At 70.1% G+C, this 26,271-nt stretch carries 26 protein-coding genes; 23 read left to right on the forward strand and 3 right to left on the reverse strand.

Features of this window, described 5'->3' with window-relative positions; all coding sequences use genetic code 11:
* The 17 genes from DY245_RS26025 (at nt 1) to DY245_RS26105 (ending at nt 18,611) form a co-directional block, all read left to right on the forward strand.
* A complete protein-coding gene (locus DY245_RS26025) occupies nt 1–1,320 on the forward strand; it encodes a serine hydrolase domain-containing protein (RefSeq protein ID WP_128509649.1) in 1,320 nt (439 codons plus the stop codon).
* 18 nt (nt 1,321–1,338) lie between these two features.
* Nucleotides 1,339–2,706, forward strand: a complete 1,368-nt coding sequence (locus DY245_RS26030; RefSeq protein WP_128509650.1) for an MFS transporter — start codon at nt 1,339–1,341, stop codon at nt 2,704–2,706.
* A gap of 172 nt (nt 2,707–2,878) precedes the next feature.
* Nucleotides 2,879–4,099 (forward strand): acyltransferase family protein, encoded by a 1,221-nt coding sequence (locus tag DY245_RS26035; RefSeq protein ID WP_128509651.1) that lies wholly within the window; start codon nt 2,879–2,881, stop codon nt 4,097–4,099.
* A gap of 101 nt (nt 4,100–4,200) precedes the next feature.
* The gene (locus DY245_RS26040) at nt 4,201–5,484 is read left to right on the forward strand and encodes an acyltransferase family protein (RefSeq protein ID WP_244943266.1); all 1,284 of its coding nucleotides are present in this window, start codon (nt 4,201–4,203) and stop codon (nt 5,482–5,484) included.
* A 112-nt stretch (nt 5,485–5,596) separates the two neighbouring features.
* Nucleotides 5,597–6,622 carry a guanitoxin biosynthesis L-enduracididine beta-hydroxylase GntD gene (gntD, locus tag DY245_RS26045; RefSeq protein ID WP_128509652.1) on the forward strand — a complete coding sequence of 342 codons (1,026 nt, stop codon included), beginning with the start codon at nt 5,597–5,599 and terminating at the stop codon, nt 6,620–6,622.
* A gap of 199 nt (nt 6,623–6,821) precedes the next feature.
* Nucleotides 6,822–7,952: an enduracididine biosynthesis enzyme MppP gene (mppP, locus tag DY245_RS26050; protein ID WP_244943267.1), complete on the forward strand. Its 1,131-nt coding sequence runs from the start codon at nt 6,822–6,824 to the stop codon at nt 7,950–7,952.
* Complete coding sequence (gene mppQ, locus DY245_RS26055; RefSeq protein WP_128509654.1) at nt 7,952–9,199, forward strand: enduracididine biosynthesis enzyme MppQ; 1,248 nt, start codon at nt 7,952–7,954, stop codon at nt 9,197–9,199. Before mppP ends, mppQ begins: the two co-directional genes overlap by 1 nt.
* Nucleotides 9,196–10,101 carry an enduracididine biosynthesis enzyme MppR gene (gene mppR / locus DY245_RS26060; RefSeq protein ID WP_128509655.1) on the forward strand — a complete coding sequence of 302 codons (906 nt, stop codon included), beginning with the start codon at nt 9,196–9,198 and terminating at the stop codon, nt 10,099–10,101. The genes mppQ and mppR overlap by 4 nt, the downstream gene beginning before the upstream one ends.
* Nucleotides 10,102–10,120: 19 nt before the next feature.
* A complete protein-coding gene (locus DY245_RS26065) occupies nt 10,121–11,065 on the forward strand; it encodes an ArsR/SmtB family transcription factor (protein ID WP_181923871.1) in 945 nt (314 codons plus the stop codon).
* 61 nt (nt 11,066–11,126) lie between these two features.
* Nucleotides 11,127–11,342 carry an MbtH family protein gene (locus DY245_RS26070; protein WP_128509657.1) on the forward strand — a complete coding sequence of 72 codons (216 nt, stop codon included), beginning with the start codon at nt 11,127–11,129 and terminating at the stop codon, nt 11,340–11,342.
* Nucleotides 11,343–11,735: 393 nt separating this feature from the next.
* On the forward strand, nt 11,736–12,404 hold the full coding sequence (locus DY245_RS26075; protein ID WP_128509658.1) for a response regulator: 669 nt from the start codon (nt 11,736–11,738) through the stop codon (nt 12,402–12,404).
* Nucleotides 12,405–12,548: 144 nt separating this feature from the next.
* Nucleotides 12,549–13,721 (forward strand): sensor histidine kinase, encoded by a 1,173-nt coding sequence (locus DY245_RS26080; RefSeq protein WP_244943268.1) that lies wholly within the window; start codon nt 12,549–12,551, stop codon nt 13,719–13,721.
* A 70-nt stretch (nt 13,722–13,791) separates the two neighbouring features.
* Entirely contained in the window at nt 13,792–14,208 is a 417-nt protein-coding gene (locus DY245_RS26085; RefSeq protein WP_244943269.1) for a hypothetical protein, read from the forward strand.
* A gap of 2 nt (nt 14,209–14,210) precedes the next feature.
* Nucleotides 14,211–15,131, forward strand: a complete 921-nt coding sequence (locus DY245_RS26090) for an ABC transporter ATP-binding protein (RefSeq protein WP_128509659.1) — start codon at nt 14,211–14,213, stop codon at nt 15,129–15,131.
* 13 nt (nt 15,132–15,144) lie between these two features.
* On the forward strand, nt 15,145–16,767 hold the full coding sequence (locus DY245_RS26095; RefSeq protein WP_244943270.1) for an ABC transporter permease: 1,623 nt from the start codon (nt 15,145–15,147) through the stop codon (nt 16,765–16,767).
* Between the two features lie 88 nt (nt 16,768–16,855).
* Nucleotides 16,856–17,074: a hypothetical protein gene (locus DY245_RS26100; protein WP_128509661.1), complete on the forward strand. Its 219-nt coding sequence runs from the start codon at nt 16,856–16,858 to the stop codon at nt 17,072–17,074.
* Between the two features lie 82 nt (nt 17,075–17,156).
* Nucleotides 17,157–18,611: an SGNH/GDSL hydrolase family protein gene (locus DY245_RS26105; RefSeq protein WP_128509662.1), complete on the forward strand. Its 1,455-nt coding sequence runs from the start codon at nt 17,157–17,159 to the stop codon at nt 18,609–18,611.
* Between the two features lie 153 nt (nt 18,612–18,764).
* On the opposite strand, the gene DY245_RS26110 is transcribed toward DY245_RS26105, so the two are convergent.
* On the reverse strand, nt 18,765–19,403 hold the full coding sequence (locus tag DY245_RS26110) for a TetR/AcrR family transcriptional regulator (RefSeq protein ID WP_128509663.1): 639 nt from the start codon (nt 19,401–19,403) through the stop codon (nt 18,765–18,767).
* Between the two features lie 116 nt (nt 19,404–19,519).
* Between DY245_RS26110 and DY245_RS26115 the strand changes: the two genes are divergently transcribed.
* The 5 genes from DY245_RS26115 to DY245_RS26135 all read left to right on the forward strand — a co-directional run bounded on the left by DY245_RS26115 (nt 19,520) and on the right by DY245_RS26135 (nt 23,618).
* Nucleotides 19,520–20,431 carry an alpha/beta fold hydrolase gene (locus tag DY245_RS26115; RefSeq protein WP_128509664.1) on the forward strand — a complete coding sequence of 304 codons (912 nt, stop codon included), beginning with the start codon at nt 19,520–19,522 and terminating at the stop codon, nt 20,429–20,431.
* A gap of 318 nt (nt 20,432–20,749) precedes the next feature.
* The gene (locus DY245_RS26120) at nt 20,750–21,250 is read left to right on the forward strand and encodes a hypothetical protein (protein WP_128509665.1); all 501 of its coding nucleotides are present in this window, start codon (nt 20,750–20,752) and stop codon (nt 21,248–21,250) included.
* Between the two features lie 14 nt (nt 21,251–21,264).
* Entirely contained in the window at nt 21,265–21,711 is a 447-nt protein-coding gene (locus DY245_RS26125; RefSeq protein ID WP_128509666.1) for a hypothetical protein, read from the forward strand.
* A gap of 12 nt (nt 21,712–21,723) precedes the next feature.
* Nucleotides 21,724–22,401: a two-component system response regulator CseB gene (gene cseB, locus DY245_RS26130; RefSeq protein ID WP_128509667.1), complete on the forward strand. Its 678-nt coding sequence runs from the start codon at nt 21,724–21,726 to the stop codon at nt 22,399–22,401.
* Nucleotides 22,402–22,406: 5 nt separating this feature from the next.
* Nucleotides 22,407–23,618, forward strand: a complete 1,212-nt coding sequence (locus tag DY245_RS26135) for a sensor histidine kinase (protein WP_128509668.1) — start codon at nt 22,407–22,409, stop codon at nt 23,616–23,618.
* A gap of 114 nt (nt 23,619–23,732) precedes the next feature.
* Here DY245_RS26135 and DY245_RS26140 read toward each other — a convergent pair whose 3' ends face one another.
* Nucleotides 23,733–24,584 (reverse strand): class I SAM-dependent methyltransferase, encoded by an 852-nt coding sequence (locus tag DY245_RS26140; RefSeq protein ID WP_128509669.1) that lies wholly within the window; start codon nt 24,582–24,584, stop codon nt 23,733–23,735.
* A gap of 88 nt (nt 24,585–24,672) precedes the next feature.
* Nucleotides 24,673–25,374 carry a DUF4232 domain-containing protein gene (locus DY245_RS26145; protein WP_128509670.1) on the reverse strand — a complete coding sequence of 234 codons (702 nt, stop codon included), beginning with the start codon at nt 25,372–25,374 and terminating at the stop codon, nt 24,673–24,675.
* A 393-nt stretch (nt 25,375–25,767) separates the two neighbouring features.
* Here DY245_RS26145 and DY245_RS26150 point away from each other — a divergent pair, with 393 nt between their 5' ends.
* Nucleotides 25,768–26,262, forward strand: coding sequence for a cupin domain-containing protein (locus DY245_RS26150; protein WP_128509671.1), 495 nt, complete (start codon nt 25,768–25,770; stop codon nt 26,260–26,262).
* The last annotated feature ends 9 nt before the right edge of the window (nt 26,263–26,271 follow it).

The raw sequence follows: 26,271 nt of genomic DNA on the forward strand, positions 1-26,271 counted from the left end.
ATGGACCACGACAGCCTGCACAGCACCCTGACCGAGCTGGCCGCCCGCCATCGGGTGCCCGGCGCCCAGCTCGCCGTCATCCACGAGGGGGAACGGTTCCTGGTGCACACCGGAGTGTGTGACACCGGCTCCGGAGCCCCCGTGGAGCGGCACACCGCCTTCCCCGTCGGCTCGCTGACCAAGCCGTTCACCGCCGCCCTCGCGATGATCCTGGTGGCCGACGGGGACGTGGACCTGGACGAGCCGCTGAGCGGACAGCTGCCGGAGTTCGGGGCGGGCGAACTCGTCACCCTCCGGCAGTTGCTCAGCCACACCTCGGGCCTGCCCTCCGACGTGCCGGAGGGCAGCGGCGAGGCCGGCGGCGGCGACCGTGCCCGCTGGGTGGCCCGGCACTGCCGTACGGCGGATCTCACGCATCCGCCCGGGACGGTCTTCTCGTACTCCAACATCGGCTATGTCGTCGTGGGCCGGCTCATCGAGGCGGTCACCGGCATGAGCTGGCAGGAGGCGATCAGCGCGATCCTGCTCGAACCCCTGGGCACCCGGCCCGCGTTCGTCGTCGGAGCCCGCGCCAGCCGCCCGGTGGCCACCGGGCACGCCGTCCAGGCGGTCCGCGACCGGGTGGTGCCGATACCGGACCAGGATCTGCCCGAGGTCGAGATGCCCAACGGGGCGCTGGCGCTGAGCGCCGAGGACCTGGTCGGCTTCGCCCGGCTGTACTTCGCAGGCTGCCCGGACCCTCAGCCGCTGGACCGGGCGACCGCCGACGACATGTGCTTCGACCAGCTGTCCTCGATCGCCATCGGCCCGTACGGCATGGCCGACGGCTGGGGCCTGGGCTGGGCGAGGTTCGACGACGGTGCGGCGGACGTCTACGGCCACAACGGCACCGGCGACGGCACCTCCTGCCATCTGCGCTTCGACCCGGCCAACGGCTCCGCGGTCGCGCTGACCGCCAACGCCAACACCGGCGCCCAGCTGTGGGACGCCCTGGTGCCCCGGCTGCGGGCCATGGGCCTGCCGGTCGGCGACCGCCCGGCGCCCGAGCCGCCCGCCACCCCGCCGCCGGTCCCGGACGACTGTCCGGGCCGCTACACCAACGGCGACACCGAGTTCGTGGTGCAGCCCGGCGCCGACGGCGGGCTGCTGCTGAGCTTCGGCGGGGCGCCGCACTCGGAGCTGCTGTGCTCCCCCGATCTGCGCTTCACCATGCGGGAGCTGGGCAGCGGTGCCCGGTCCCCGGGCCGCTTCGTCACCGATCCCGCCACCGGGCGGATCGGCTACCTCCAGATCACCGGGCGCCTCGCCCCCCGACGCTGAGACAGGGACGGCCCCGGGATGACCACGGCCCCCACGGACGCGGAGACGGTACGCGGCAGCGCGGCCGTCCCGCTGTCCCGCAACCGCGACTACAACGTCCTGTGGTCCAGCCAGCTGATGTCCGAACTCGCCATGGAGATGGCCGCGGTGGCCGTGCCGCTGCTGATCCTCGCCCGGCACGGCTCACCGCTCCAGCTGGGTCTGGCCTCCTCCGCGATGGCGGCCGCGCACATGATCTCGGTGGTGCCGGCCGGGGTGATCGCGGACCGCTGGGACCGCCGCCGGCTGATGCTGGGCTGCCAGGTGTTGCGGGTGCTGGGCATGGTGAGCCTGGCCGGCGCGCTGCTGCTGGACCGGTACGCGTTCTGGCATGTGCTGCTGGTCGTGGTGCTGGAGGGCTTCCTCGGCTCGGTCTTCGACCCCGCGGAACATGCCGCGCTGCCCCAGGTGGTGCCGCCCGACCAGCTCTCCACAGCGGTGGCCAGAAACGCGGCGCGCCCCTACATAGCCACCCTCGTGGGGCCGGGCGTCGCCGGGTTCCTCTTCAGCGCCCTGCCGCTCGGGCCGTTCGTGACCAATGCGCTGATGTTCGCGCTGTCGTCCGTGGCGCTGTGCTTTCTCCGGCTGCCCAGGGGGCGGTCCGCCGCGGTCCGGTCCGGCGACGGGTCCGATGGTGCCGGAGCGGACCACGACGGACGGGACGACGACGGACGGGACGACGACGCACGGGACGACGGGAGCGACGACGCTGCGCCGCGGACCGGGGGCACCGGCCAGGACTTCGCTGCCGGCTTCCGCTGGGTGCTGGGGCAGCCGGTGATCCGCACCACGATGGCCTGGATGCTGATCACGAACCTGGCCTTCAGCGCGCTGCTGATCGTGCTGCTCGCGCTCTCGGGCGAGGACAAGGTCGGCGCCGGTGAGCTGGGCCTGACGATGGCCTGCTTCGGCGCCGGCGGACTGCTCGGCGGGCTCTTCGCGGCCCGGATGCACGCCGCCGCCCGGCCACCGGTGATCATCCTCGGCTTCACCTGGACCGCCGCCCTGGGCGCCGTCCTGATGGCGGCGGTGCCCACCGGTCTGCCCCAGGGAGCGCTGCTCGGCCTGATGGCGCTCTTCGCCCCACTCGCCAACACCACCGTGCTGACCTACCAGTTGACCGTCACCCCGGACGAGCTGCGGGGCCGGATGAGCGGCGTCGCCGGGTTCTGCTCGGGAGGCGCCGGTGTCCTGGGGCCCGCGCTCGGCGGTGCGCTGACGGGGGCGGCCGGCGGGGGCGTGACCCCCGTACTCATCTGCGCCGGCTGCCTGGTCCTGGTCGCTGTCGCGGCCACCGCGAGCCCCACGCTGCGGCGGTTTCCCGACATCGCGGACCGGAATCCCTGACCGCTGCGGCACCGCCCGGGACCGGCCAACTTAACTCCACAGTCAAGGACATGGAACGCCCGGACAAATCCGACGATGCTCGTGGATCACCAACTGGAGATTTCCGCGCGTCCTCGGTGCGGGGGCTGGTGCCTGTCCGGCGGTGTGCCGCGCGGTCGGCGAAAGGTCCCGTATGCAGACCCCCCAGACACCGAGCCAGCCGCAGTCCCGGCCACGGCCAAAGCCGCAGCCGCAGTCACAGTCACAGTCACAGCCGAATCTGAGGTCCCTGACCGGATTACGGTTCCTGGGCCTCTTACCCGTCTTCCTCACCCATGCCGCGTTCGAGGGCGTCTTCAGCGACGCGAACGTGAGCTGGGGCTTCCTCGACGCGATGGGGAACACCGGCTATGCCGCGGTCTCGTTCTTCTTCGTGCTGAGCGGCTTTGTGATCACCTGGTCCTACCGCTCCCGCGACACCACCCGCACGTTCTGGCGCCGACGCGCCTTCCGGGTCTTCCCCAACCATCTCGTGGCCTATGTGTTCGCGCTGGCCCTGATGCTCGCGGCGGGCACCGCCTTCGACGCCCCCGCCCTGATCTCCCAGATGTTCCTGGTGCACGCATGGGTGCCCGACCCGCTGTTCATCGACACCGGCAACACGGTGACCTGGTCCCTCGGGGTCGATGTGGTGTTCTACGGGCTCTTCCCGGTGCTGCTCGTGCTGGTGAACAAGATCAAGCCAACCCGTCTGTGGTACTGGGCCGGTGCTGCCGTGCTCATGGTGATCGCCATCCCCACAGTGGCGCTGGCCCTGCTCCCGGACACCCCGGCCATGTCGGTGGGCGATGTCTCCCGCAGCCAGTACTGGTTCACCTACTTCTTCCCGCTCTCCCGCACCGTGGAGTGCGTGCTGGGCATGCTGATGGCGCGGATCGTGCTGTCCGGCAAGTGGATAGGCCTGCGGGTACTGCCTGCCGCGGCCCTGGTGGTCGTGGCGTATGTCGTCGCACAGCAACTCCCCTTCCTCTACCGGCTCAGCGCGGTGCTGATCGTGCCGATCGCGCTGCTCACCGCCTCCGTGGCGGTGGCGGACGCCGAGGGCCGGGGCACCCCGCTCGGCGGCAAGGTCATGGTCCGGCTCGGTGAACTCTCCTTCGCCTTCTACCTCGTGCACCAGGCGCTCCTGGCGTACGGGCACATCCTGATCAGCCCGAAGAACGCCCAGGGCGAGGTGCTGCCCCGCACCTGGGACACCCCCGGCGGCATCGCGATGATCGTCCTGTCGTTCGTGGTGTCCCTGGGGCTCGCGTGGCTGCTGCACAACGGGGTGGAGAAGCCGGTGATGCGCCGTTGGTCCCGGTCCAGGCGCCGCATCACCCAGCAGCCGCCGGCAAAGGTGCCGGCAACTTAGCTGCGAAGTGAAACGTGTGGAGTGCGCGAAAGATCTCGGCCAAACTCCGGCGCAACGGGGGAGTAAGGCTGACCGCTGCCAGAAGTCCGCGCGCGCTGTGGATGTCCGGTGCCGGCGACCACGCCCGGATCATCCATCAGCAGACAGTGGTGCGGCCGCTGTTGCAGCGCACCGAGCCGCACCGCCTGTCGCGCATCTGGCGAGAGGTCCGCATGCAGACAAGACAATCCAACCCGAACCTGAGATCCCTGACCGGTTTGCGGTTCGTGGCGATGCTGCCGGTCTTCCTCACCCATGCGGCGTTCGAGGGCGTCTTCAGCGACGCGAAGGTGAGCTGGGGCTTCCTCGACGCGATGGGGAGCACCGGCTACATGGCCGTCTCGTTCTTCTTCGTGCTCAGCGGCTTTGTGATCACGTGGTCGTACCGGCCCACCGACACCGCGCGCAAGTTCTGGCGCCGCCGCTTCTTCCGGGTCTTCCCCAACCACGTCGTGACCTATGCGCTCGCCCTCGGGCTGATCGCCTCGGTGGGGCTGAGCGTCGGTGTACTGCCCTCGGTCACCCAGCTCTTCCTCGTCCAGTCCTGGGTGCCCGACCCGGCGTTCACCGACACCGGCAACAGCGTGAGCTGGTCGCTCGCGGTGGATGTGGTGTTCTACGCGCTCTTCCCGGTGCTGCTCACACTGGTGAACAAGATCAAGCCGAATCGGCTCTGGTACTGGGTCGGCGGCTCCGTCATCGGCGTGGCCGTGATACCTACCATCGCGCTCGCCGCGCTCCCGAGCACTCCTCAGATGCCGCTCGGCGGGGTGTCCGTCAGCCAGTACTGGTTCACCTACTTCTTCCCGCTCTTCCGGCTGCTGGAGTGTGTGCTCGGCATGCTGATGGCGCGGATCGTGCTGACCGGCAAGTGGATACGCCTGCGGGTGCTGCCCGCCGCCGTCCTCGTGGTGATCGCGTACTACCTCGCCCAGCAGGTCCCGTACCTCTACCGGCTGAGCGCGGTGACGGTGCTGCCGGTCGCGCTGCTGACGGCGGCGGCCGCGGTGGCGGACTCCGAGGGTCGGGGCACCCCGTTCGGCAGCAAGGTCATGGTCTGGTTCGGCGAACTCTCCTTCGCCTTCTACCTGCTGCACAACCTCGTCCTGAAGTACGGCCATCTGCTGCTCGGCCACACCGAGGAGGAGGGCGAGCTGGTGGGCCACACCTGGGGCGTGCCCGAGGGCGTCGCGCTGATCGCCGCCGCCTTCGCGGTGTCCCTGCTGCTGGCCTGGCTGCTGCACAACGGAGTGGAGAAGCAGGCGATGCGCCGCTGGTCCCGCCGCAAGCCGGCTCCTGCGGCTGAAGTGACCAGTGGGTTCTATGTGAAGGACGGGGCAATTTAGCTAGGAAGTAAAGGTTATGGAACAGGCTGTCGAAAGACGGCAAGATCTCCACTGATCAGGCGTTCGGCACCAGATTCGATCAATCAGGTGCCCTATCTGGAGGGACGTGTACGTGCTGACGCTCCACCTGCAGGATGACGACGTCGCCGCGATCCACGCTGTGGCTGACGAACTCAGCCGGCGATACGACTCCGTGGAGTCCACGGAGTTCCAGGCCGAGAGCCGCCTCTACGCGGACGAGTTGCCACGGCGCGTGCGACGAGCGCTGCACGAATACCGCAGCACCGAGAAGTCCGGCATTCTGGTCGTCACCGGCCTGCCCGTGGACGACTCGGCGCTCGGGGCGACCCCGGCCGACCGCCGGCACAAGCCGGTGCCGTCCACGTCACTGCGCCAGGACATCGCCTTCTACCTCATAGCCAATCTGCTGGGCGACCCCATCGGCTGGGCCACCCAACAGGACGGCTTCATCATGCATGACGTCTACCCCGTCCAGGGCTTCGAGCACGAGCAGATCGGCTGGGGCAGCGAGGAGACGCTCACCTGGCACACCGAGGACGCCTTCCACCCGCTGCGCACGGACTACCTCGGACTGATGTGTCTGCGCAATCCGGACGGCGTCGAGACCACCGCCTGCGATATCGCCGATGTCGAGATCGACGACGAGACCCGGGAGATCCTCTCGCAGGAGCGCTTCCGGATCCTGCCGGACGACGCGCACCGCATCCACGGCGAGGCCCCGCGGGACGAGAGCCCGCGCGAGGGTGCGCTGCGTGAGCGCAGCCGGCAGCGGGTGGCCTCGGCCCTGGAGTCGCCCGACCCGGTGGCCGTGCTCTTCGGGGACCGCGACGACCCGTATCTGCGGATCGACCCGCACTACATGCAGGGCGTCCAGGGCGAGACCGAGCAGCAGGCGCTGGAGACCATCGGCGCCGCGATCGACGACGCCATGTCCGGTGTCGTGCTCAGCCCCGGTGACATCGTTTTCATCGACAACTACCGCGTCGTCCACGGCCGTAAGCCGTTCCGTGCCCGCTTCGACGGTACGGACCGCTGGCTGCGGCGGCTCAACATCGCCCGGGACCTGCGCAAGTCGCGCGAGGCCAGGCTCGCCGCCACCACCCGCGTCATCTACTGACCGGCTGCCGCCGATCAGTCCGCGCAGGCACCGGCCGAACCCCCGGCGTCTGCGCCACATCGCGCCGCTCAACACACGGCACCGACGGGGACCGCCGTCATGGCGGTCGGCCGCTGTGTGCCCATGCCCTCCCGCATCTGGGGAACCCTTACGTCTCTGCGAGGTACCTGTGTCCGGAACGCAGCAAGTAAAAGCCGCTTTGGGGGATTCCGAAGGTGACACCGGAAACCTCACCCAACTGGAGTTCCTGGCTCTGAACAGCGAGTTCAACATCGCTGACGGCCACGCCCGGCAGGCGCTCACGCCGGGCCAAAGCAAGATCGTCGACGATCTGCCGCTGCTCTTCGCCGAGGGCGAGAAGCGGCCCGTCGAAGAGCTCGAACGCGAGGCGCACCACGCCTTCTTCACCGCACTCGGCCAGCACAGCTACCCCTCGGCCCCCGGCCGGGTGCTGAGCTGCTACTCCTCCTCGGTCGCGATGGAGATCCTCTCCCGCTCGCTGTCCGAGACGATCGAGTCGGTGGCCCTGGTCCACCCGACCTTCGACAACATCGCCGACCTGCTGCGCGGCAACGGCCTGAAGCTGGTGCCGCTGGCGGAGGACCCGCTGCACGGCGACGACCTCGACGCGAGCCTGCTGAAGTCGGTGGGCTGTGTCTTCATCACCACGCCCAACAACCCCACCGGCAAGGTCGTCTCCCGGGAACGGCTGACCCGGCTGGCCGAGCAGTGCGCCGAGCACGGCGTCATCCTCGCGCTGGACACGTCCTTCCGCGGCTTCGACACCCGCGCCCACTACGACCACTACGAGGTGCTCAACGCCAGTGGTGTGCGCTGGGTGGTGATCGAGGACACCGGCAAGCTGTGGCCGACCCTCGACCTCAAGGTCGGCATGCTCGTCCACTCCGAGAACCTCGCGCTGCCGGTCGAGAAGATCTACTCCGACATCCTGCTCGGTGTCTCCCCGCTGATCCTCGCGATGGTCCGCCGCTTCTCCGAGGACGCCGCGGCCGGCGGTCTGGAGGATCTGCACCGCTTCATCGCCGCCAACCGTGCCATGGTGCGCACGGAACTCGCCGGTCTGCCGGGCGTCACCGTCCCCGACCCCGACAGCCGGGCCAGCGTCGAGCGGGTCGCCATCGACGACCTGACGGGCACGCAGGTCTGGGCGAAGCTGCGGGAGCACAACGTCTACGCGCTGCCGTGCCGCCCGTTCCACTGGGCCGACCCGTCCGAGGGCGACCACACCCTGCGGCTCGCGCTGGCCCGGTCCACGGACCCGCTCGCCCAGTCGGTGCGCGCCCTGCGCCACGTGCTGAAACAGCGTTGATGACGCCTGTCACAGAAGGAGGACTCCCGCACGGCTCCGCGCCCTCGCTGTCGCACACGCGGCAGTGGCGGCCCGGGGTCGTGCAGGAGGTCGCCCCGGCCGGCGTCCTCGACCTGGGCCCCGGCTACATCGAGCCGGCACTCCTGCCCGTACGCCTGCTGCGGGTCGCGTACGAGCAGGCGCTGGCGGAGTACGGCGCCGCGGCGCTGGGCTACGGTCACGACCCGGGTGCGCAGCCGCTGCGCGACCGGCTGGCCGCCCGCGCCGCCGCGGCGGACGGCCTCCCCTGCGACCCGGACCAGGTGCTGCTGACCTCCGGCACGTCCCAGGCCCTCTATCTGCTCGCGACCTCGCTCGCGGCCCCGGGCGACACAGTGCTGACGGAGGAGCTCTGTTACGACCTGGGACAGCGGATATTCCGGGACTGCGCACTGCGGCTCCGCCAGGTGGCCATGGACGGGTCGGGGATGCTGCCCGAGGCGCTGGACCGCGCCCTGACCGAGGGCGCGAGAGCGGGCGCGAAAACCGCTTTCATCTACCTCACCCCCACCCACCACAACCCCACGGGCCACACGATGCCACTGGCGCGCCGCCGTCAGCTGCTCGAAGTGGCCGCCCGGCACGATGTGCTGATCGTGGAGGACGACGCCTACACGGAACTGTCCCTGACCCCTGACCGCACTCCCCCGCCCTCGCTGGCCGCCCTGGCCGGCTACCGGCGCGTGGTGCGGCTGTGCAGCTTCTCCAAGACCCTCGGCCCGGGACTCCGGCTGGGCTGGCTGCTCGCCGACCGGGAACTGACCGGCCGGCTGGCCACGCACGGCCTGTTCGTCAGCGGGGGTTCGCTCAACCACACCACCTCGCTCGCCGTGAGCACCCTGCTCGCGAGCGGCGCGTACGACCGTCATCTCGACGCGTTCCGGGCGCAGTTGCGGGCCCGTAGGGACGCGCTCGTGGGCGCTCTACGCGCGATGCTTGACGACCGGGTGGAGATGCGCACCCCGGAGGGCGGATTCTTCCTGTGGCTGCGGGCCGGTGACGGGGCCGACGAGCGCGAGCTGCTCGACGGCGCCGCCCGGGCGGGCGTCAGGATCGCCGCCGGATCGCGCTTCGGCACAACCCAGGGGGCCGGCTTGCGCCTGGCCTTCAGCTTCAACCCGCCCGCGTTACTGGAGCAGGCCGCCAAGCGGCTGACCACCGCATGGTCCGGCAGCACGCCGGACCTGGAGATCGGAGTGAGATCGTGACGACCAGCACCGGGACCAACGGCCGGCACACGGTGGCCGGTCCAGGCAGCGCCGGTCCCGTCGGGTACAGCCTGCCGCTCTCGCCGACGGGGGAGTCGGCGATGCTCACACCACCGCCGTGGCACTTCTCCGGCGAGGTCGTCATGGTCGACTACCGCGTCGACCCGGACGCGGCCCGGCGGTTCCTGCCGCCGGGCCTGGAGCCGGGGGCCGACCCGGGCGCCGCGGCGGCCGTGTTCGCGACCTGGCAGTGGTGTTCGCAGGACGGAGCGGAGCTGACCGACCCCGGTCGCTGCCAGTTCGGGGAGTTCCTGATCCTGCTCAGCTGCGAGTTCGAGGGCCGCCCCATGGCGCGCTGCCCGTACGCCTGGGTGGACCAGGCCGTGCCCATGATGCGCGGCTGGGTGCAGGGGATGCCCAAGCAGTTCGGCGTGATCCACCAGAGCCGGCCCGTCACGGTCGGCAAGGCGGGCTCCCGGCTGGCGCCCGGCGGTCGTTTCGACGGCGCGCTGTCCGTGCACGGACGACGCATCGTGGAGGCCTCGGTCACCGTGGACAGGTCGGCGGACCAGCCGCCGGCGCTGCACGATGTCCCGCTGGCACACACCCTGGTGTTCCCGGAGTGGGTGCCCACCGGCGGCGGGCCGCGACCACGGCTGGTCGCTTCCGAGGTGAGCGATGTGGAATTCTCCCCGATCTGGACCGGATCGGCTGATCTCGCATTCTTTGACGGACTAGGGGATGATTTCGGGGCGCTCGCACCGTTGGAAGTAGGTAGCGGCCACGTGTTCTCGTACGGGGAGACCTTGCACGGCGGCCGGCTGCTCAGCGACTACTCGGTATCGAACGACATCAGCCATGACCACGGGGGACCAAGTGCTGAGGATCCACTTCACAGTTGAGGACATAGCAAATACGCGCATGCTGGCGACCCTCGGGCCGCTGGCTGAGAGCGCTTTCGCGCTCTATCTGTTCGGCCGTAACGGCGATGTCGCCTTTCATGAGTGGCGTCGCAGTGTCCGCGCCGAACTCGGCAAGGACGCGGCCCGCTTCACGGCCTTGTCCCAGCAGTTCCGGACCCTGGAGGAATTACCTGCTGCTTTCGCCGACGCCTTCACGCCGGGCGCGGACCCCGACCAGGTTCCGTCCGGCGAGGACCGGCGCGGCGCCCGGCTGCTGGCCGACCTGTGCCGGGTGGCCGTGCTGCCGCACTGGAGCCTGATCCGCAGTCATCTCGACGGCGCGCGCGAGGGCTGGGGCAGGGTGGCCATCTCGCACGGCGTCGAGCGGCTGCTGGGCTCCGTGCACCCCAAGGTCCGCTGGCGGGCGCCGGTCCTCGAACTGCGGCACGGGCCCAACCGCGACATCCGTCTGGACGGTCGCGGGCTGCTGCTGTGCCCGTCGTTCTTCCTGTCGGAGCAGTCCTGTTCGTTCGTGACGGCGGTCGGCAAGGAGGCCATGCCCGCCCTGGTCTTCCCCGTGAAGGCCTCGTCCAGGGTGGACATCTGGGGGACCTCGGAACACGACGAACAGGCGCTGGGCGCACTGGTCGGGCACACCAGGGCGGCCGCCCTGGAAGCGCTCGCCGAGGGCTGCTCCACGGGCGAACTCGCCGACCGGCTGGGGATCTCGCTGGCCGGTGCCAGCAAGCATGCCGCGGTGCTGCGACGATCCGGGCTGGTGACCACATCCCGTAACCGCAACACCGCGCTGCACGCGCTCACCCCTCTGGGCACCGCCCTGCTCCGCAGCAGCGACCGCTTCATCTCACCGCCTCCCGCCCCGGTATCGCGCGTGCCGGCGCAACGCATGCGGCCCTTGCAGCTCAACGGCGTCGGCCCCGGCACCAACCGGGCGGCGGTCTGACCGCCCCCGCGGACGGCCACCGCCACGACTTACGGCACCCCTGACAGGAGAGGACACGACAGTGGGCACAAACCCCTTCGACGACCCCGACGGCCGGTATCTGGTGCTGGTCAACGAGGAAGACCAGCATTCACTCTGGCCGGCCTTCGCCGAGGTGCCCCAGGGCTGGACGGTGGCGCTCGCGGAAACCGACCGTCAGTCCGCGCTCGACTTCATCACCGAGCACTGGACCGACATGCGGCCGCGCAGCCTGGTGCGGGCGATGGAAGAGGCTTAGGGCGCGTCTTTCGGATCACCCCGGGCCCGCGACGCTCCCCCAGCTACCGCTGGGAGGTGCCCCCAGGCACGGCACTCCCCCAGCTGACGCTGGGGGTACCCCCACGCCGCGTTGTCGCATCACCCACGGACACCCAGTCCGAGGGCGACGCTCCGCCTTGCGATGCAGCTCGGCATCCGAAGGATGAATCAAAGAGCCGAGACGGAGCGAGCGCAGCGAGTGCAGTGCACCAGACGCCGCGGGCTGATCCGGACTGATCCAAAAGACACGCCCTAGACCGGCCTTGCAGCGTCAGGCGTTTTCTCCGGGACCGGCGGTACCTTCTCAAAGATCGCTGCCGGCCCCGGGGAAGAAGCCCCCACCCACCCCCGCCGTACGGCAGAATTCCTGCCCGTGACTATTCGCTTGCTGATCGCCGACGACCAGGAGATGGTCCGCCGCGGAATACGCCGCATCGTGGAGAGCCAGCCCGACATGGAAGTGGTCGGCGAGGCGGCAAACGGCGTGGACGCGGTGGAGATGGGGCGCACGCTCAAACCGGATGTGGCGCTGGTCGACATCCGGATGCCGCGGATGGACGGCCTGGAGGTGACCCGCCTGCTGGCCGACCCCGCCGCGGCCGACCCGGTCCGGGTCGTCGTGGTGACGACCTTCGACCTCGACGAGTACGTCTACCCCGCGCTGCGCTTCGGCGCCTCGGGGTTCCTGCTCAAGCGCTCGGGGCCGACGCTGCTGATCGAGGCGGTCCGGGCGGCGATGGCCGGCGACAGCCTGATCAGCCCGTCGATCACGGTCCGGCTGCTCCAGCATGTCACCGGCCCCACGACCGGCCGCCGCCCCCGCCGCCGTGACTCGGTGCTGACCGAGCGGGAGGTGGAGATCGCCGGGAAGGTCGCCGAGGGCAAGACCAATTCCGATATCGCCCGCGAGTTGTTCATCTCCGCGGGCACGGTCAAGACCCATGTCGCGAGCATTCAGCGAAAGCTGCAGGTACGCAATCGGGTCGGGGTCGCGGTGCGGGCCTGGGAGCTCGGATATGCCACCGGACAGACCCCGGGGTGAAAGCCCGCGGCCGGCATCGGGCACAACACCACCCGGCAAAAACCCCGATGCCGCCCCGCGGAAATCTGCCGTCCGGCAGATGCGGTAATTTCCGCGCTGTGCTTGCCGCCGCGCAACCCGGGGAATGTGCGTAGCCTCGCCCTCATGGATTACGACGTTCCTCCCCGGCAAAAGCGCCGCCGGTGGTGCGGGGTGGCCGCGGCAATGATGCTCGTCCCCGCCGTCATAGCGCCACCGAGCGCCTATCTGCTGGCGGTCATGGCCGCATTGACGCTGGCCGTATCGATACTTGCCTGGCCGACCGGCCGGATCTCCCTGGCCCAGGCGGCGGGCGGCGTCGCGCTGCTCTCCCTCGCCGCGGACATCGGCTACTTCGGGCAGCCCGGCCTGGTGATCCTCTGGTACCCGTTCGAGACGGTCGCGCTGCTCGTTCTCCTGGAGCGGGTGGTACGCCATGTGCCCAGCCCCCGGGTGGGCATTGTCGCCCCGCTGACCGGCGCAGCCGTCATCCTGCTGCCCCTGCGCTTCACCCTGCACGCCCCCAACGCCGGGCTCAAGGAGTCGGTCTTCGCGGCCTCGCTGGCCCTGATCCCGGCGGCCTGCGCGACGGGTGTGGGGCTCTATCTGCGGTCGCTGGACAACCGCCGGGCGCACGCCGTGGCGCTGGCGCGGCGCGAACAGCGCCTCGAAGTCGCCCGTGATCTGCATGACTTCGTCGCCCATGAGGTGACCGGCATCGTCCTGGAGGCCCAGGCCGCCCAACTCAGCAAGGACGCCGGGCCCGAGGAGCACCTCGCCCTTCTGCAGCGCATCGAGAAGGCCGGGCTACGGGCGCTGGACTCCATGGACCAGACGGTGACGACGCTGCGCGAGGCGGACGGCCGCAAGTGGGGCGAGCCGCCGCCCACCCGGCTCTACGGCCTGGCCGACCTCCCCGAGCTCGTCGGCCGCTTCTCCTCCATGGCCGCCTCCGAGGTGGCGCTGTCCCTGGAGGACGAGGTCGCCGGCACCCTCTCGCGGGAGGCCGAGGACACCGCGTACCGCGTGGTACTTGAATCGTTGACCAACGTCCGTCGGCATGCGCCGCAGGCCGGCCGGGTCCAGGTGTTCGCCGGACGGACCGCCGACCGGGCCGTGGAGGTCTCGGTCGCCGACAACGCCGGCCCGGGGGCGCCCGCAGGCACCCGGCAGGGCGGCGGTACGGGCCTGGCGGGCCTCAGCGAACGCGTCAGCGCCCTGGGCGGCTCCCTGGAGGCGGGCCCGTACGAGAACGGGTGGCGGGTCAGGTGCCTGCTGCCGGCGCCCGCCATCCGCTGAGCGGATATCTGCCGATCGGCAGATGTGCCGGCCGCCCGGGCCCGGGATCCTCATAGGAGTGCACCACCCCGTGACTCTGGAGGAACCGATGTTCTCAGGCACCATCTCGAAGCGGCCCGCCACACTCGTCGTCGCGGTGGCGGCCGTCGCCGCCACCCTCGGCCTCTCCGGCTGCTCCGTGGACGCCTCGAAGGCGAAGCCCGAATCGAAGTCGTTCACGTACTCGGGCAAGTCCCTGAAGCTGACGACGCACGAGGTCGCCACCAAGGTGGTCGCCGCCGACCGCAAGGACATCAAGGTCACCCGCTGGTTCGACTCGGCCGCGGGCAGCGAGCACCTGAAGTGGACCCTCAAGGGCGACACCCTCGACATCGACGCCGGCTGCAGCGGTATCGCGATCTGCGACGCCAAGTTCAAGGTCGAGGTCCCCAAGGGCATCGCGGTGACCAAGGACGGCGAGAAGACCGACCTGACCGGGAAGAGCTGACCGTGCTCGACCTCGTCAACATCACCAAGGTCTACAAGGGCGGCAAGCACGCCGTGGACGACCTGACGATGCGTCTGGAGCCCGGCATGCTCGGCCTGCTGGGCCCCAACGGCGCCGGCAAGTCGTCCCTCATGCGGATCGCCTCCACGGTCACCCGGCCCACCAGCGGAAAGGTCCTCTTCCACGGAGAGGACGCAGTCGCCAAGCCCAACGCGCTGCGCCGGGCCCTCGGTTACCTCCCGCAGGACTTCGGCGTCTACCCGAACCTGACCTCCCGCGAGTTCCTCAGGTATCTGGCGGCGGCCAAGGGCGTCTCGGCCAAGACCGCCAAGGCCCGTATCGATGAGCTCCTGGAGCTCGTCAACCTCACCGAAGCGGTCAAGCGCCCCCTGGGCAAGTACTCCGGCGGCATGCTGCGCCGGGTCGGCATCGCCCAGGTGCTGCTCGCCGACCCGCAGGTGATCATCGTGGACGAGCCGACCGCGGGGCTGGACCCCGAGGAGCGGGTCAGGTTCCGCAATCTGCTCAGCGATCTGGCGGCCGAAAAGGTCGTGATGCTCTCCACCCACATCGTCTCCGACGTCGAGTCGGTGGCCTCCGACATCGCGGTGATGGCCGGCGGCCGGCTGCAGCGCCGCGGCACCCCCGAGGACCTGCTGCGCTCGGTGGACGGCCAGGTCTGGGAGGTGCTGGTCGACCCCTCGTCCGTAGCGGCGGTGCAGGCGCAGTACACCGTCAGCCGCCTGGTCCGCACGACCGAGGGCGTCCGTATCCGGCTGCTCTCGCGCGAGCTGCCGTACGAGGGCGCCGTCCAGCTGACGCCCGACCTGGAAGACGCCTACCTCGCCATCATCCGCGGGGCCGACGGCGGCCGGGCCGCCCAGGGCTTCGGCGACCGGCCGCTCCAGGCACGGGCGGTGTGAGGCAATGATGCGCATGCTCACCGGTCTTGCGGTGGCCGACTTCCGCGACCGGGTACGCCGGCCCGCGTATGTCGTGATCCTGGCCGCGGCCGTCGCCCTCGGTTACGTGGCGGTGCCCGACTCGGACGCCAAATGGATGATCATGCAGATCGGTGATCACCGCGGGATCTACAACAGCGCCTACGTCGGCATGGTGACGGCCCTGGCCAGCGGTCTGTGGATCACCCTCGGCGGCTTCTACATCGTCCGCAACTCCATCGAACGCGACCGCAGCACCCGCGTCGGCCAGCTGCTCGCCGCCACCCCGCTGCGCACCACCGCGTACATGGTCGGCAAGTTCCTCAGCAACCTCATGCTGCTGTCCTCCATGCTCGTGGTGCTCGCGCTCACCGCCCTGGTCATGCAACTGGCCCGCGGCGAGTCGCACGACATCGACCTGATCGCCCTCTGGCAGCCCTTCCTCCTCATCGCGCTGCCGCTCGTCGCGCTGACCGCCGCCCTCGCGCTCCTCTTCGAATCGCTGCCGCTGCTGCGCACCGGCCTGGGCAACATCCTGTGGTTCTGCATCTGGATGGTCGTCTCGACGGCCGGCCAGGGCCCCGGTCTGCCCCTCGACGGCATCGGCGTCAACAGCGTCGTCCGGTCGATGTACGACGACATGGTCGCCCAGCACATCGATGTCACCGGCGCGTTCAGCCTCGGCCTGACCTACCTCGACAAGCCCCTCGGGCTCTTCACCTGGGACGGCTTCACGCCCACCGCCGGCTATGTCCTCGGCCGGGTGACGCTGCTGCTGATCGCCGTCGTGATCGCCATGCTCCCCGCGCTGTGGTTCGGCCGCTTCGACCCCGCGCGGACCTGGCGGGGCCAGGGGCGCACCCCCGAGCAGGCCCCGGCCGATGGTGTCGTCCAGCCGGTCTTCATCGACGAGGTCGGCCCGGGGACGCCTCCGCAGGGCTACGGGGGAGCTGCCCCGTCCCGGCCCACCGTCGCCACTCTGCTGCGCACCCGCCCGGAGCCGGGCGCCGTGACCCTGCGCGTCTGGGCCGGCGAGGTCCGCATCCTGCTGCAGGGCGTGCGCTGGTGGTGGTGGACCGGTGCCGCATTCCTCATGATCGCCGCGCTCTCCGCCCCGGAGATCCACGGCATCATCCGCGTCATGCTGCCGCTGGCCTGGATCTGGCCGGTGCTGATCTGGTCGCGACTGGGCACCCAGCGCCACGAGTACCACGTCGACGGCATGCTCGGCGCCTACCCCGCGGTGCGCCGCCGGGTCTTCGCCGAATGGGCCGCGGGCCTGACCATCACCGCAGTGGCCGGCATCGGTCCCCTGATCCGCCTGGTGGCCGCCGCCGACTGGTTCGGTCTGGCCGGCTGGGTCGGCGGGGCCCTGTTCATCCCGTCCCTCGCCCTCACCCTGGGCACGCTCAGCCGTACCCATCGCCTCTTCCAGGCGGTCTACCTGCCGCTCTGGTACAGCGTCGCCAACGGACTGCCGATCTTCGACTTCATGGGCGCACTGCGCGACAGCAGCGAACTGGCCGCCGTGCAGCCGTCGGTGACCGTCGCCGTTTCCGCGGCCCTGATGGCCATCGTCTTCATGACCGGTGTACTCCGCCGCTTCGGCCGCGACTGACCCACCGACCCCGTCGGCGCCACGGCAGCCCCGGTGCCGACGGGCTCGGAGCCGCGCGGCGCCGGTGCCCCCGAGAGAGGAACACGCCATGACCGACCCCATCCGAACCCCCGACACCCTCGCCGTCGACCACACCCGTCACACACGTCCGCTCCAGGCCGAGCGCCGGATCGCGGAACTGGAGAACGAGTTGGACGAACTGCGCAGCGCCAACGAGATCCTCTTATCGGTGGCCACCTACTTCGGCAAAGCCAACGCCCTGCCCACCCGGCCGGGGATACCCGGCCCACCCGCCGACGAGCGCTGACGCCCGACGTAAGCGCCCCGGCACACACAAAGCCAACGGGGGTGAAGCACCGACTCGATCCGAACAGACCCGAGGAACTCCTATGCGACTGTGGCCCCGGCACAAAGCCGGCCGACCCGAAACCGACCGGCACGAAACCGACCCGCACACGGCCGAGCAGCACACGGCCGACGCACACGAGGCCGGCCGGCCCGCACCCGGCCGCACCACGAAGGGGAGCCCGCGCTCGCTCCCCGCGACGATCGTCATGACGCTGACGGTGGCCCTGGCCGTGACCCTGACCGCGGCGCTGACCGGGGCCTTCGCCCCCGCCCGCCCGTCTCTCAGGAGCGAGAAGGCCGCCCCCGCCGCCCCCCACTCCCCCCAGTGGACAGCCACCTGGGGAGCCGCCATGCAGCAGGCGACGGACGACGCCACGGAGGACACCCCCAACTGGTCCCGGCAGGGATTCAAGAACGAGACCCTGCGCCAGGTGATCCGGCTCAGCGTCGGCGGCCCCGAGCTCCGTATCCGCCTCTCCAACGCCTACGGCACCAAGCCCCTCCACATCGCCGGCGCCACCGTCGCCAGGTCCGACGGCGAGGCCAAGGCGCGGCCCGGCACCGTACGCACCCTCACCTTCCGCCATGCGCCCGCCCTCACCATCCCCGCGGGCCGCGACACCGTCAGCGACGCGGTGGCCATGCCGACCGCCAACCTCGAAAAACTCACCGTCACCCTGCGCTTCACCACCCCCACCGGCCCGGCCACCATGCACCGCTTCACCACGGCCACGTCCTACCGCGCCCCCGGCGACCGGCTACGCAGCCCCACCGCCGATGACTTCAACCGCCGTACCTCGCACGCCTGGTACTTCCTGACGGCCGTCGATGTGACCCAGGAGCCGCCCCGTTCGGCCGACTCCCTCATGGTGTTCGGCGACTCCCTCATGGACGGCGTCGGCACCAGCCCCGACACCGACAACCGCTTCTCCGACAAACTCGCCGAACGCCTCATCGCCGCCGGCCGCCCCCAGGGCATGACCAACGCCGGCCTGGCGGGCGACCCCCTGCTGCACGATTCCCCCTGCTTCGGCGAGAAGGGCACCGCCCGCTTCGCCAAGGAACTGCGCGACCGCGCCGCCCTGCGCACCGTCTTCATCCACCTCGGCGCCAATGACCTCGCCCAGTCCCAGCAGGACGACCCCTGCACCAGGAACCGCCCCCCGGTGACCGCCCAACAGCTCATCGACGGCCACCTCGCCCTGGTCCGCGCGGCCCACGCCCGCGGCATCAAGGCCATCGGGGTGACGATCCTCCCCCTCAGGAGCGCCGTCTTCCCCTTCACCACCCCCGCCGGCGACAAGATCCGCCGGCAGCTCAACCACTGGATCCGCACCAGCCACACCTACGACGCCGTCCTCGACGCCGACCGCGTCCTGACCGACCCCGCGAACCCCAACCGCCCCCGCCCCGGCTACATCTCTCAAGACGGCCTCCACCCCAGCGACGCCGGCTACCTGGCCCTCGCCTCCGCCGTCAACCTGACCACCCTCTGACCCCACTCCCCCACCCCAAGACAGCCCCGACCAGGTGCCCCCCGTCCCTGGTCGGGGCGCACCGCCTCCTTCACTTTCAACGACAGCGGTTGTCGATGAGTTGGGGAGGCGGTTGCTGTTCTTCGGGCTCAGAGAGGTTCACGAGAAACGACGTCATTCCCGCGCCTGCTGCGTCAGGGAACCGTTCCCACTCGTCTGGAAGATCCGGTCAAGGTGGTGGTTGAGCACCGTGGCGGCGGATTGTGGGCTGCGCTGGCCGACGAGGACGCTGGTGCCGAGTCCCGCAGACATGGCAAGCAGGCTGACTGCCTCCAATTGCACGTCCACACCGGGCTGAACGAGATCCGCCTCCTGTGCCTGCCGGAGGAGTTCGGTAAGAGTGTCCTCGGCGGCATCGGGGTTCCAGATGAACGGCTGGGCGGCGAGCGCCTGGTCGGTCACGGCCAGAACGGCGTACGAGGTGTAGACGAGGTGGAAGGCACGGCTCTCCTCGTCGGTCGGCAACGACGCCATCAGGAGCGCCTCGATCATCGCGCGCGGTCCCCGGTCGTCACCGGCGGCCCGGGACCGGGCTGCGACTCGTTCCGCGAATCTCTCCACCAGATGCTGCAACCCGTAGAGCAGCAGTTTTTCCTTGGTCTCGAAGTAGTACTGCACCAGCCGCAGTGACACCCCCGCCTCTGCTGCCACGTCGCGCATTCCCACGGCGTGCAGGCCGCGGTGGCTGGCGACCCGGACGAGCGCCTTGGCGATCTCGGTACGCCGTTCCGCGTGGTCCACGCGCTTGGGCATCGGCCGCCCCTTCGTCGTCGGTTGCCTTGGCTGGGCGCCCCCAGATCATGATGATACAGCTGTACCACCGACGTGGTACGTTCGTACCACGAAGATTCGATATTCCGGAGGTGGCCGTGTCAGAGACCACGACTCGCACCCAGGCCGATGTCGGCCGCTATGTGAGCGATGCCTTGCGCGACCGCTACTTCGCGGCCTGCGACGCGGTTCATGCATGGGGGGCGCCCGCGCTCGCGGAAATGGACGTGGAGACGTCCTTCGGCACCACGCACGTATACCGGTACGGCCCTGCGGACCCGGCCGCCCGATCCCGCACCCCCGTCGTCCTGGTCCACGGGGCGGGCTCCTGCTCTGCCATGTGGTATCCGAACACCCCCGCCCTCAGCGCCGACCGCACCGTCTACGCGATCGACACCCCAGGCGATCCGGGACGCAGCGTGCAGCGCGAACCCATCCATCAACCCGACCGAGCCGCACAGTGGCTGGACGAGACGCTTGCCGGGCTCGGGCTTGACCGCGTGCACCTTGTCGGGTCCTCCTACGGCGGATGGCTCACCCTCAACCAAGCGCACCGCAGGCCCGGCCGCCTGGCCTCCGTCACGCTGCTCGACCCCGGCGGGCTGGAGAAGGTGGGACTGCGCTTCTTCGTCTGGATCTTCGCCAGCCTCTTCGCGACCTTCGCACCCAAGGCGCTGCGGCCACGGCTGGCGGCCTGGCTGGAGCAGCCGGTCGTCATCGTGCCGGAACTCCGCACCATGATCAGGCTCGGCGTCCGCGCCTACCGCATACGCCGCCCGGCGCCGCTGCCCCTCTCCGAGGCCGAACTGTCCGGCATCCGCACCCCGCTCTATCTGGTGCTCGGCAAGCGAAGCCTCCTCGTGCATCCGCAGCGCCAGGTCGAGCGCGTACCGGGCCTGATTCCCGGCGCACAGGCCGACATCATCTCCGGCACGGGCCACGGACCGCAGATCGACCACGCGGAGGAGATCAACCGCCGGATGCTGAGCTTCATGGACTCCGTCAGCTGACAGCCGCCGAACCTGACGGGCCCAGGGGCCGCCCCGTCCTCGTGGCCGGCCCCTGGACCCCTGGCAAGTCCCCGGTACCGTCAAAACTCGGGTTCTGGCTCAACTTCTGTGGTGACAGGGCCGGGGCCGGTCGGCTGCGAGGCTGTGCCCCACGACTCGCGAACAAAGCCAGGGCACATGTACGTCACCCGAGCCGCCGCATATGTAGATCACGTAACAGCGGTCGATGGACGGCTGTTACACGCCTGACAGACCATCGAGAACCGTCACTCATAGCTTCGGACGCGCCGACCGATCACAACAACCGGAGCGACAGCTATGAACCGCACCCCCCGCACGACCCGGCGCAAGAAGACGGCCATAGGGGCCGCCCTGGCCGGAGTCGCCGTCCTCGGCATGTTCGCCACCGCCCACGCGGCAAACGCCACGCCCGCCCCGGCGCACACCGTGGCCACCGCGCACATCGCCCGGACCGCCAACACCCCTTACGTCATCAACCACTACGGCGAGGAGAACGCGGACAAGGGGCGCGCCGAGCGCAGCCCCAAGAGCCTGGTGCTCTCCGAGTTCACCTCGATCAACGGCCTCAACTGGCAGCAGTGGGGCGCGAAGAAGGCTGTCGGCACCGGAAAGGTCACCGGCGCCTGGTGCCTGGAAACCTGCCTCGACAAGCCGCTGAAGGCGACCGTCACGCTCTCCGACCCCAAGACCGTGAACGGCAAGAAGGTCTTCTCCACCTTCACCCTGAAGCTGGCCGGTAACCCCGGAACGTACGATTCCGAGGATCTCCGCGGCAAGCGTCCGCTCGCCACCAGCTGACGCGAAAGGCCCCCATGAACAAGCCCACGGCCGTGGCCACCGTCTTCGTCCTGGCGCTGACGGCCGTGGGCACCACCGGCTGCGGCAGCCCCGAACAGCCCCACATCGAGGGCCCCGCCCCCAGCCCCACCCAGGCCTTTGGCCCGGTCTATGTCTCCGACAGCGAGGCCCACCCGCTGAGCCGTCCCACGAGCTTCGGCGTCACCGAGTTCACCGGGGTCTCCCAGCTGAGCTGGCGCTCCTGGGGAACGGCGAAGGCCGTTGCCACCGGACGGGTTTCCGGAAACTGGTGCATCCCCCACTGCCCCGCAAACGGCTATCCGGCCACCGTCGAACTCACCCGCCTGCAGCGCCATGAGAACGTCTCGTACTACACCCGCGCCGTCGTACGGTCCTCCCACCTCCCGCCCGATCAGGCGGCCGAGCTGCGCAGGGTGCGGCTGCCCGTCCCCGAATCCTAGGAACCGCAAGCGATGACCGACGTGCTGCTCGTCGAGGACGACCCCCTGCTGCGGGAGGCCACTCAACTGACCCTGGAACGCTACGGATACCAGGTGCGCACGGCCTCCGACGGCCTCACCGGACTGGCACGGTTCCGGGACCGCGCCCCCGATGTCGCCGTCCTGGACGTCATGCTGCCCCACCTCGACGGCGTCAGCCTGGTGCGCCGCATCCGCGAGGTGAGCCGGCTGCCGCTGCTGATGGTCTCCGCCCGCACCGACCCGGTGGATGTCGTCCTCGGCCTTGAGGCCGGTGCCGACGACTACATAACCAAGCCGTACGACATCCCCGTGCTCCTCGCCCGTATCCGCGCGGCCCTGCGCCGCACCACGGACTTCACACAGCACACCCCGCAAGGGGAAGAGACCCTCCTGAGCTTCGGCGACATCACACTGAACACCGCCTCCATGGAGGTCCACCGCGCGGGCAGACTCCTGGAACTGACCCCCACCGAACGCAGGTTGGTGCTGGAATTCGCCGCCCAACCCGGCGTCGTCCTCTCCCGCATCACCCTGCTGGAGCGGGTGTGGGACTACGCCTGGGGCGGCGACACCCGGGTCGTCGACGTCCATGTGCAACGGCTGCGCGCCAAGATCGGCCGCGGCCGCGTGGTGACCGTCCGCGGCTTCGGCTACAAGCTCGCCCCCTGACCGCGATGGGACTTCGCACCAAAACCGCCCTGGTCATCGCCGGGACCGCCGCCATCGTCGCCACACTGATCGGGCTCCTCGTACATCACCGCACCGCTGAGGAGCAGCGACGGACCGCGGCCCATCTGGCCGATGCCCGCCTTGTCGATGCGGTGAGCGCATACGTCTCCAGAATCGACAGCGGCGCCCTGGTCAATCCGCCGGACCTGCCGGCCGCGCTGCGCAAGACCGTCACCGACCGCCCCGTACGGGCCACGTGCCTGCAGGACACCGGCCGCCCCGGGGACCCGGTGATGATGTGGGCCGCCACCCGCAGCGGCCACGACATCCTCGCGGTACGGCGCTCTTACGCACCGCAGGCCCGCGCCCTCGCCGACCTCGACCGGGTGCTGCTCGGCTCCGGCGCCACGGTCACCGCGCTCGGCTGTGCGCTGGGCATCGTCGCGGCGGCCGGCGTCGGACGGCGCATCGCCGCGTCCGCCCGCACCGCACAGCGGATCGCGGACGGCGACCTCACGGACCGGGTACAGCCCAAGGGCAAGGACGAGATCGCCCGGCTCGGCGCCGCCGTCAACACCATGGCCGACGCCCTGAGCGCCCGCCTGGAGGCCGAACGGCGCGTCACCGCCGATATCGCCCACGAGCTGCGCACCCCCGTCGCCGGCCTGGTCACCGCGGTCGGACTCCTGCCGCCCGGCCGCCCTGCCGAACTGGTCAGCGGCGGCGTGGACGTCCTGCGCAACCTGGTCGAGGACGTCCTGGAGGTGGCACGGCTCGATGTGCCGGGCGTCGAACAGGCACAGCACGAGGAAGTACTACTGAGCAGCCTGGCCCACCGGGCCGCCGCCCAAGCAGGCGACGACATCAAGGTCCGCGTACAGAGCGAAGCCGTGGTACGAACCGACCCCCGCCGCGTCGAACGCATCCTGACCAACCTGCTCACCAACGCCCGACGCCACGGCGCCCCACCGATAACTCTGGAAGTCGACGGTCCGGCGGTAAGCGTCCGCGACCACGGCCCCGGCTTCCCCACCGACCTCCTGACCCACGGCCCCCAACGATTCCGCACAGGCGCCCACGAACGAGGCGCCGGCATCGGCCTGGGCCTCACCATCGTCACCGGTCAGGCCCAGGTACTCGGCGCCCAGGTGACCTACGCCAACCTCCCCGACAACGGCGCCCAAGCCACCCTCAACCTCACCCCCGGCCCCCCGTAACCCCCTGCCTCCCACCAACAAAAAGCCCAGGTCACACGATGGTGACCTGGGCTTCTCCGCTGAGCCGCCTTCGGGCCTGTCCGTTCTGGAGGAGATGGCGGTGGGGTGCCACAGTCATGCGGCCTTCCGGGCATGCAGCAGGAACCAGTGCCGGGCGAGCCGGACACCACAGCTGCCGGCAGCCGATGCCACGTAACGGTCGAACGGACCCCGGTCCGCCACCGGGTCGTAGTCTTCGAAGATCGGCACCTGCTGGAGGAAGGTGTCGAGGTCGGTCGGCGAGTGGAAGAACTCCTCGTAGAAGAAGGCCTTCTCCGCCACGACGGTGAAGCCCGCGTCGGTCAGCTGCTCGGCCGTCTCCCGTGCCACCGGCCGACCGTTCCACCGGCCGTGGAGCCGGCCGCGGCCGAACGTCTCCTTCAGCTCGCGTACGTCCTGTTCCCCGATGCCGAGGTAGATCAGTGATCCGCCGGGTTTGAGGATCCTCCGGAACTCGTCCGGGAACAGCGGTCCGCGCCGCGAGGTGACCACATCGACGTCGCCGTCGGGCAGACCGGTGCCGGAGGCGTCACGCAGCTCGAACTCGACGTGGTCCAGCCCTCTGGTCTCCCGGTGCCGCCCGGCGGATTCCAACATCGCCATCGACAGGTCGATGCCGAGAACCGAGGTGAACGCAGGCGCGACGCGCAGCACGTTGCGGCCGTCGGCACAGCCCACGTCCACCAGGCGAGCGCCGGGACGACCCAGCCCGATCGCCAGGTCGTCGAACGCATCCTCCGGATCGCCGTCCGGGAAGACCTCCGTGCGTTGTGCCCCGCTGGAATACCCGCCGAACTTGTAGGCCACCCGTGAAGAGAATTCCGGGTTCATCGTGACCCTGCCTCTATAGATACGGTCGATTCGGCGGCATTGCCGCAGGCCCCACTGATGTGCAGGAAGCCGACGGCTTGTTGCTGCCGGGGTCACCTCAGCGGCAGGGAACGGCTGTCGCGGCGCTTGGCCACGACGGCCGGGGCCACGGTCGAACCTGCTGTGGCTTCAGGGCGCCGACGGCTCAGAAGTCGTCGGCACCGTTGCGCAGCTCGGGCGTCCAGTAGCCGGTCTTCGCGACCGCGTCGTCGACCGCGATGCCGCCCTTGGGCGCGGTGACGACCTTGCTGCCCTCGGCGGGGCCGTCGGCGGCGAAGAGGTTCACGTTGAAGGAGGTGACGGCGCGGTTGTTCTCGTCGACGCCGCCGTTGTTGATCCGCACGGCCGCGTAGGCCGGGGCGCCGGCGTTCAGCACGACGGGGGTGCCCGGCTTGCTCTTGGCGACGGACGGAACGTCCTTGGCGGTCTGGACGTCGCCGAACGCGATCAGCGGGTACTGGAGCAGCGTGCAGGCGTGGCCCGAGACGTTCGTCGCGGTCAGCGTGATGTGCGTGGTGGGCACGCCGTCCTGCTTGGCCGCGGAGATCTTCACATCGCTGACGGTGCAGGCCGGGGCCTTGCCGCCGGCCTTCTTCTTGGAACCGGCCTGCGCGGCGGGGGCGGAGGAGTCGGAGGTGTCCGAACCGGCGGCGTCCGTGCCCGCCGCGGCCTTGCTGTCGGCGGCCGTGTCCTTCTCGGCGCCGGCGCCGGCGGCCTCCGGGGACGAGGCGGCGGCCCCCTTGTCCTTCTTCGCGCCGTCGTCGCCGCCGCAGGCGGTGAGCGTCAGGCTGAGGGCGGCGACGGCGGCCGCGGCGAGTACGGCAGGGCGGCGGATGGAGGTACGCATTGGGGCTCCCCGTGTGATGAGATCGGCGTGGTCGATGCCATGTGCGGACATCTGGTCTGCTCACAGCTTCGGTCCCTGCGCTGACGTTCCGCTGACGTACCGCTGACGCCTCGCTCAGCCGGCCGTGGCAGCACGAGAGCCGGGCCGGTTCAGCGGGTGTTGAGGAGCTACGCCTCCGGCTTGTACAGCCGGTCCACGAGCACGGCGCGCCGATCAGGAGGAGCGCGTGCAGCGGTACTTCAAGCCCTCGGGCGCTGAACCCTCGGCTCTGAATTGACCCACACTTTTGGCGCAGAAATGCACCCTGTCACAGGTCTATTGGCTGCCTAGAGTCGTAGTCACGAAGCCACGGCAGAAGCCCGCGGCCACAGCCCAGGACCAGGGAGAACAACCATGAACGCCACCGCACTCAAGCCGGTTCTGACCCGCGCCGCCGACGCCGAGACCACCAGCGACCCCAGCAGCGTCATGACCCTGCTCGCCGACTGCGGCACCGACGGCAGCTCACTCACCAGCTACCGCTCGCAGTTCGCCAAGGGGGCGGTGGGCGCCCCGGCCCACTTCCACACCCGGGCCTCGGAGCTCTTCTTCGTCATCGGCGGCTCGCTTCAGGTGCTCATCGACGACGAGGTCAAGATCCTTGACGAGGGCGATCTCCTGCTCGTACCGCCGCACACCCCGCACGCCTTCGCGGCGGCACCCGGAGCCGAAGCCGACGTCCTGTTCGTCTTCACGCCCGGCATGCCGCGCTTCGACTACCTCCGGCTGCTCGGCCGCGTGATGCGGGGCGAGGCGAGCCCGCAGGAGATCAAGGAATCGTCCGAGCACTTCGACAACCACTACGTGGACAGCCCGGTCTGGCGCGCCGCCCTCGAAGCAGCGCAGTGACCCGGATGG

It is taken from the genome of Streptomyces inhibens (assembly GCF_003389455.1).
GTDB lineage: Bacteria > Actinomycetota > Actinomycetes > Streptomycetales > Streptomycetaceae > Streptomyces > Streptomyces inhibens.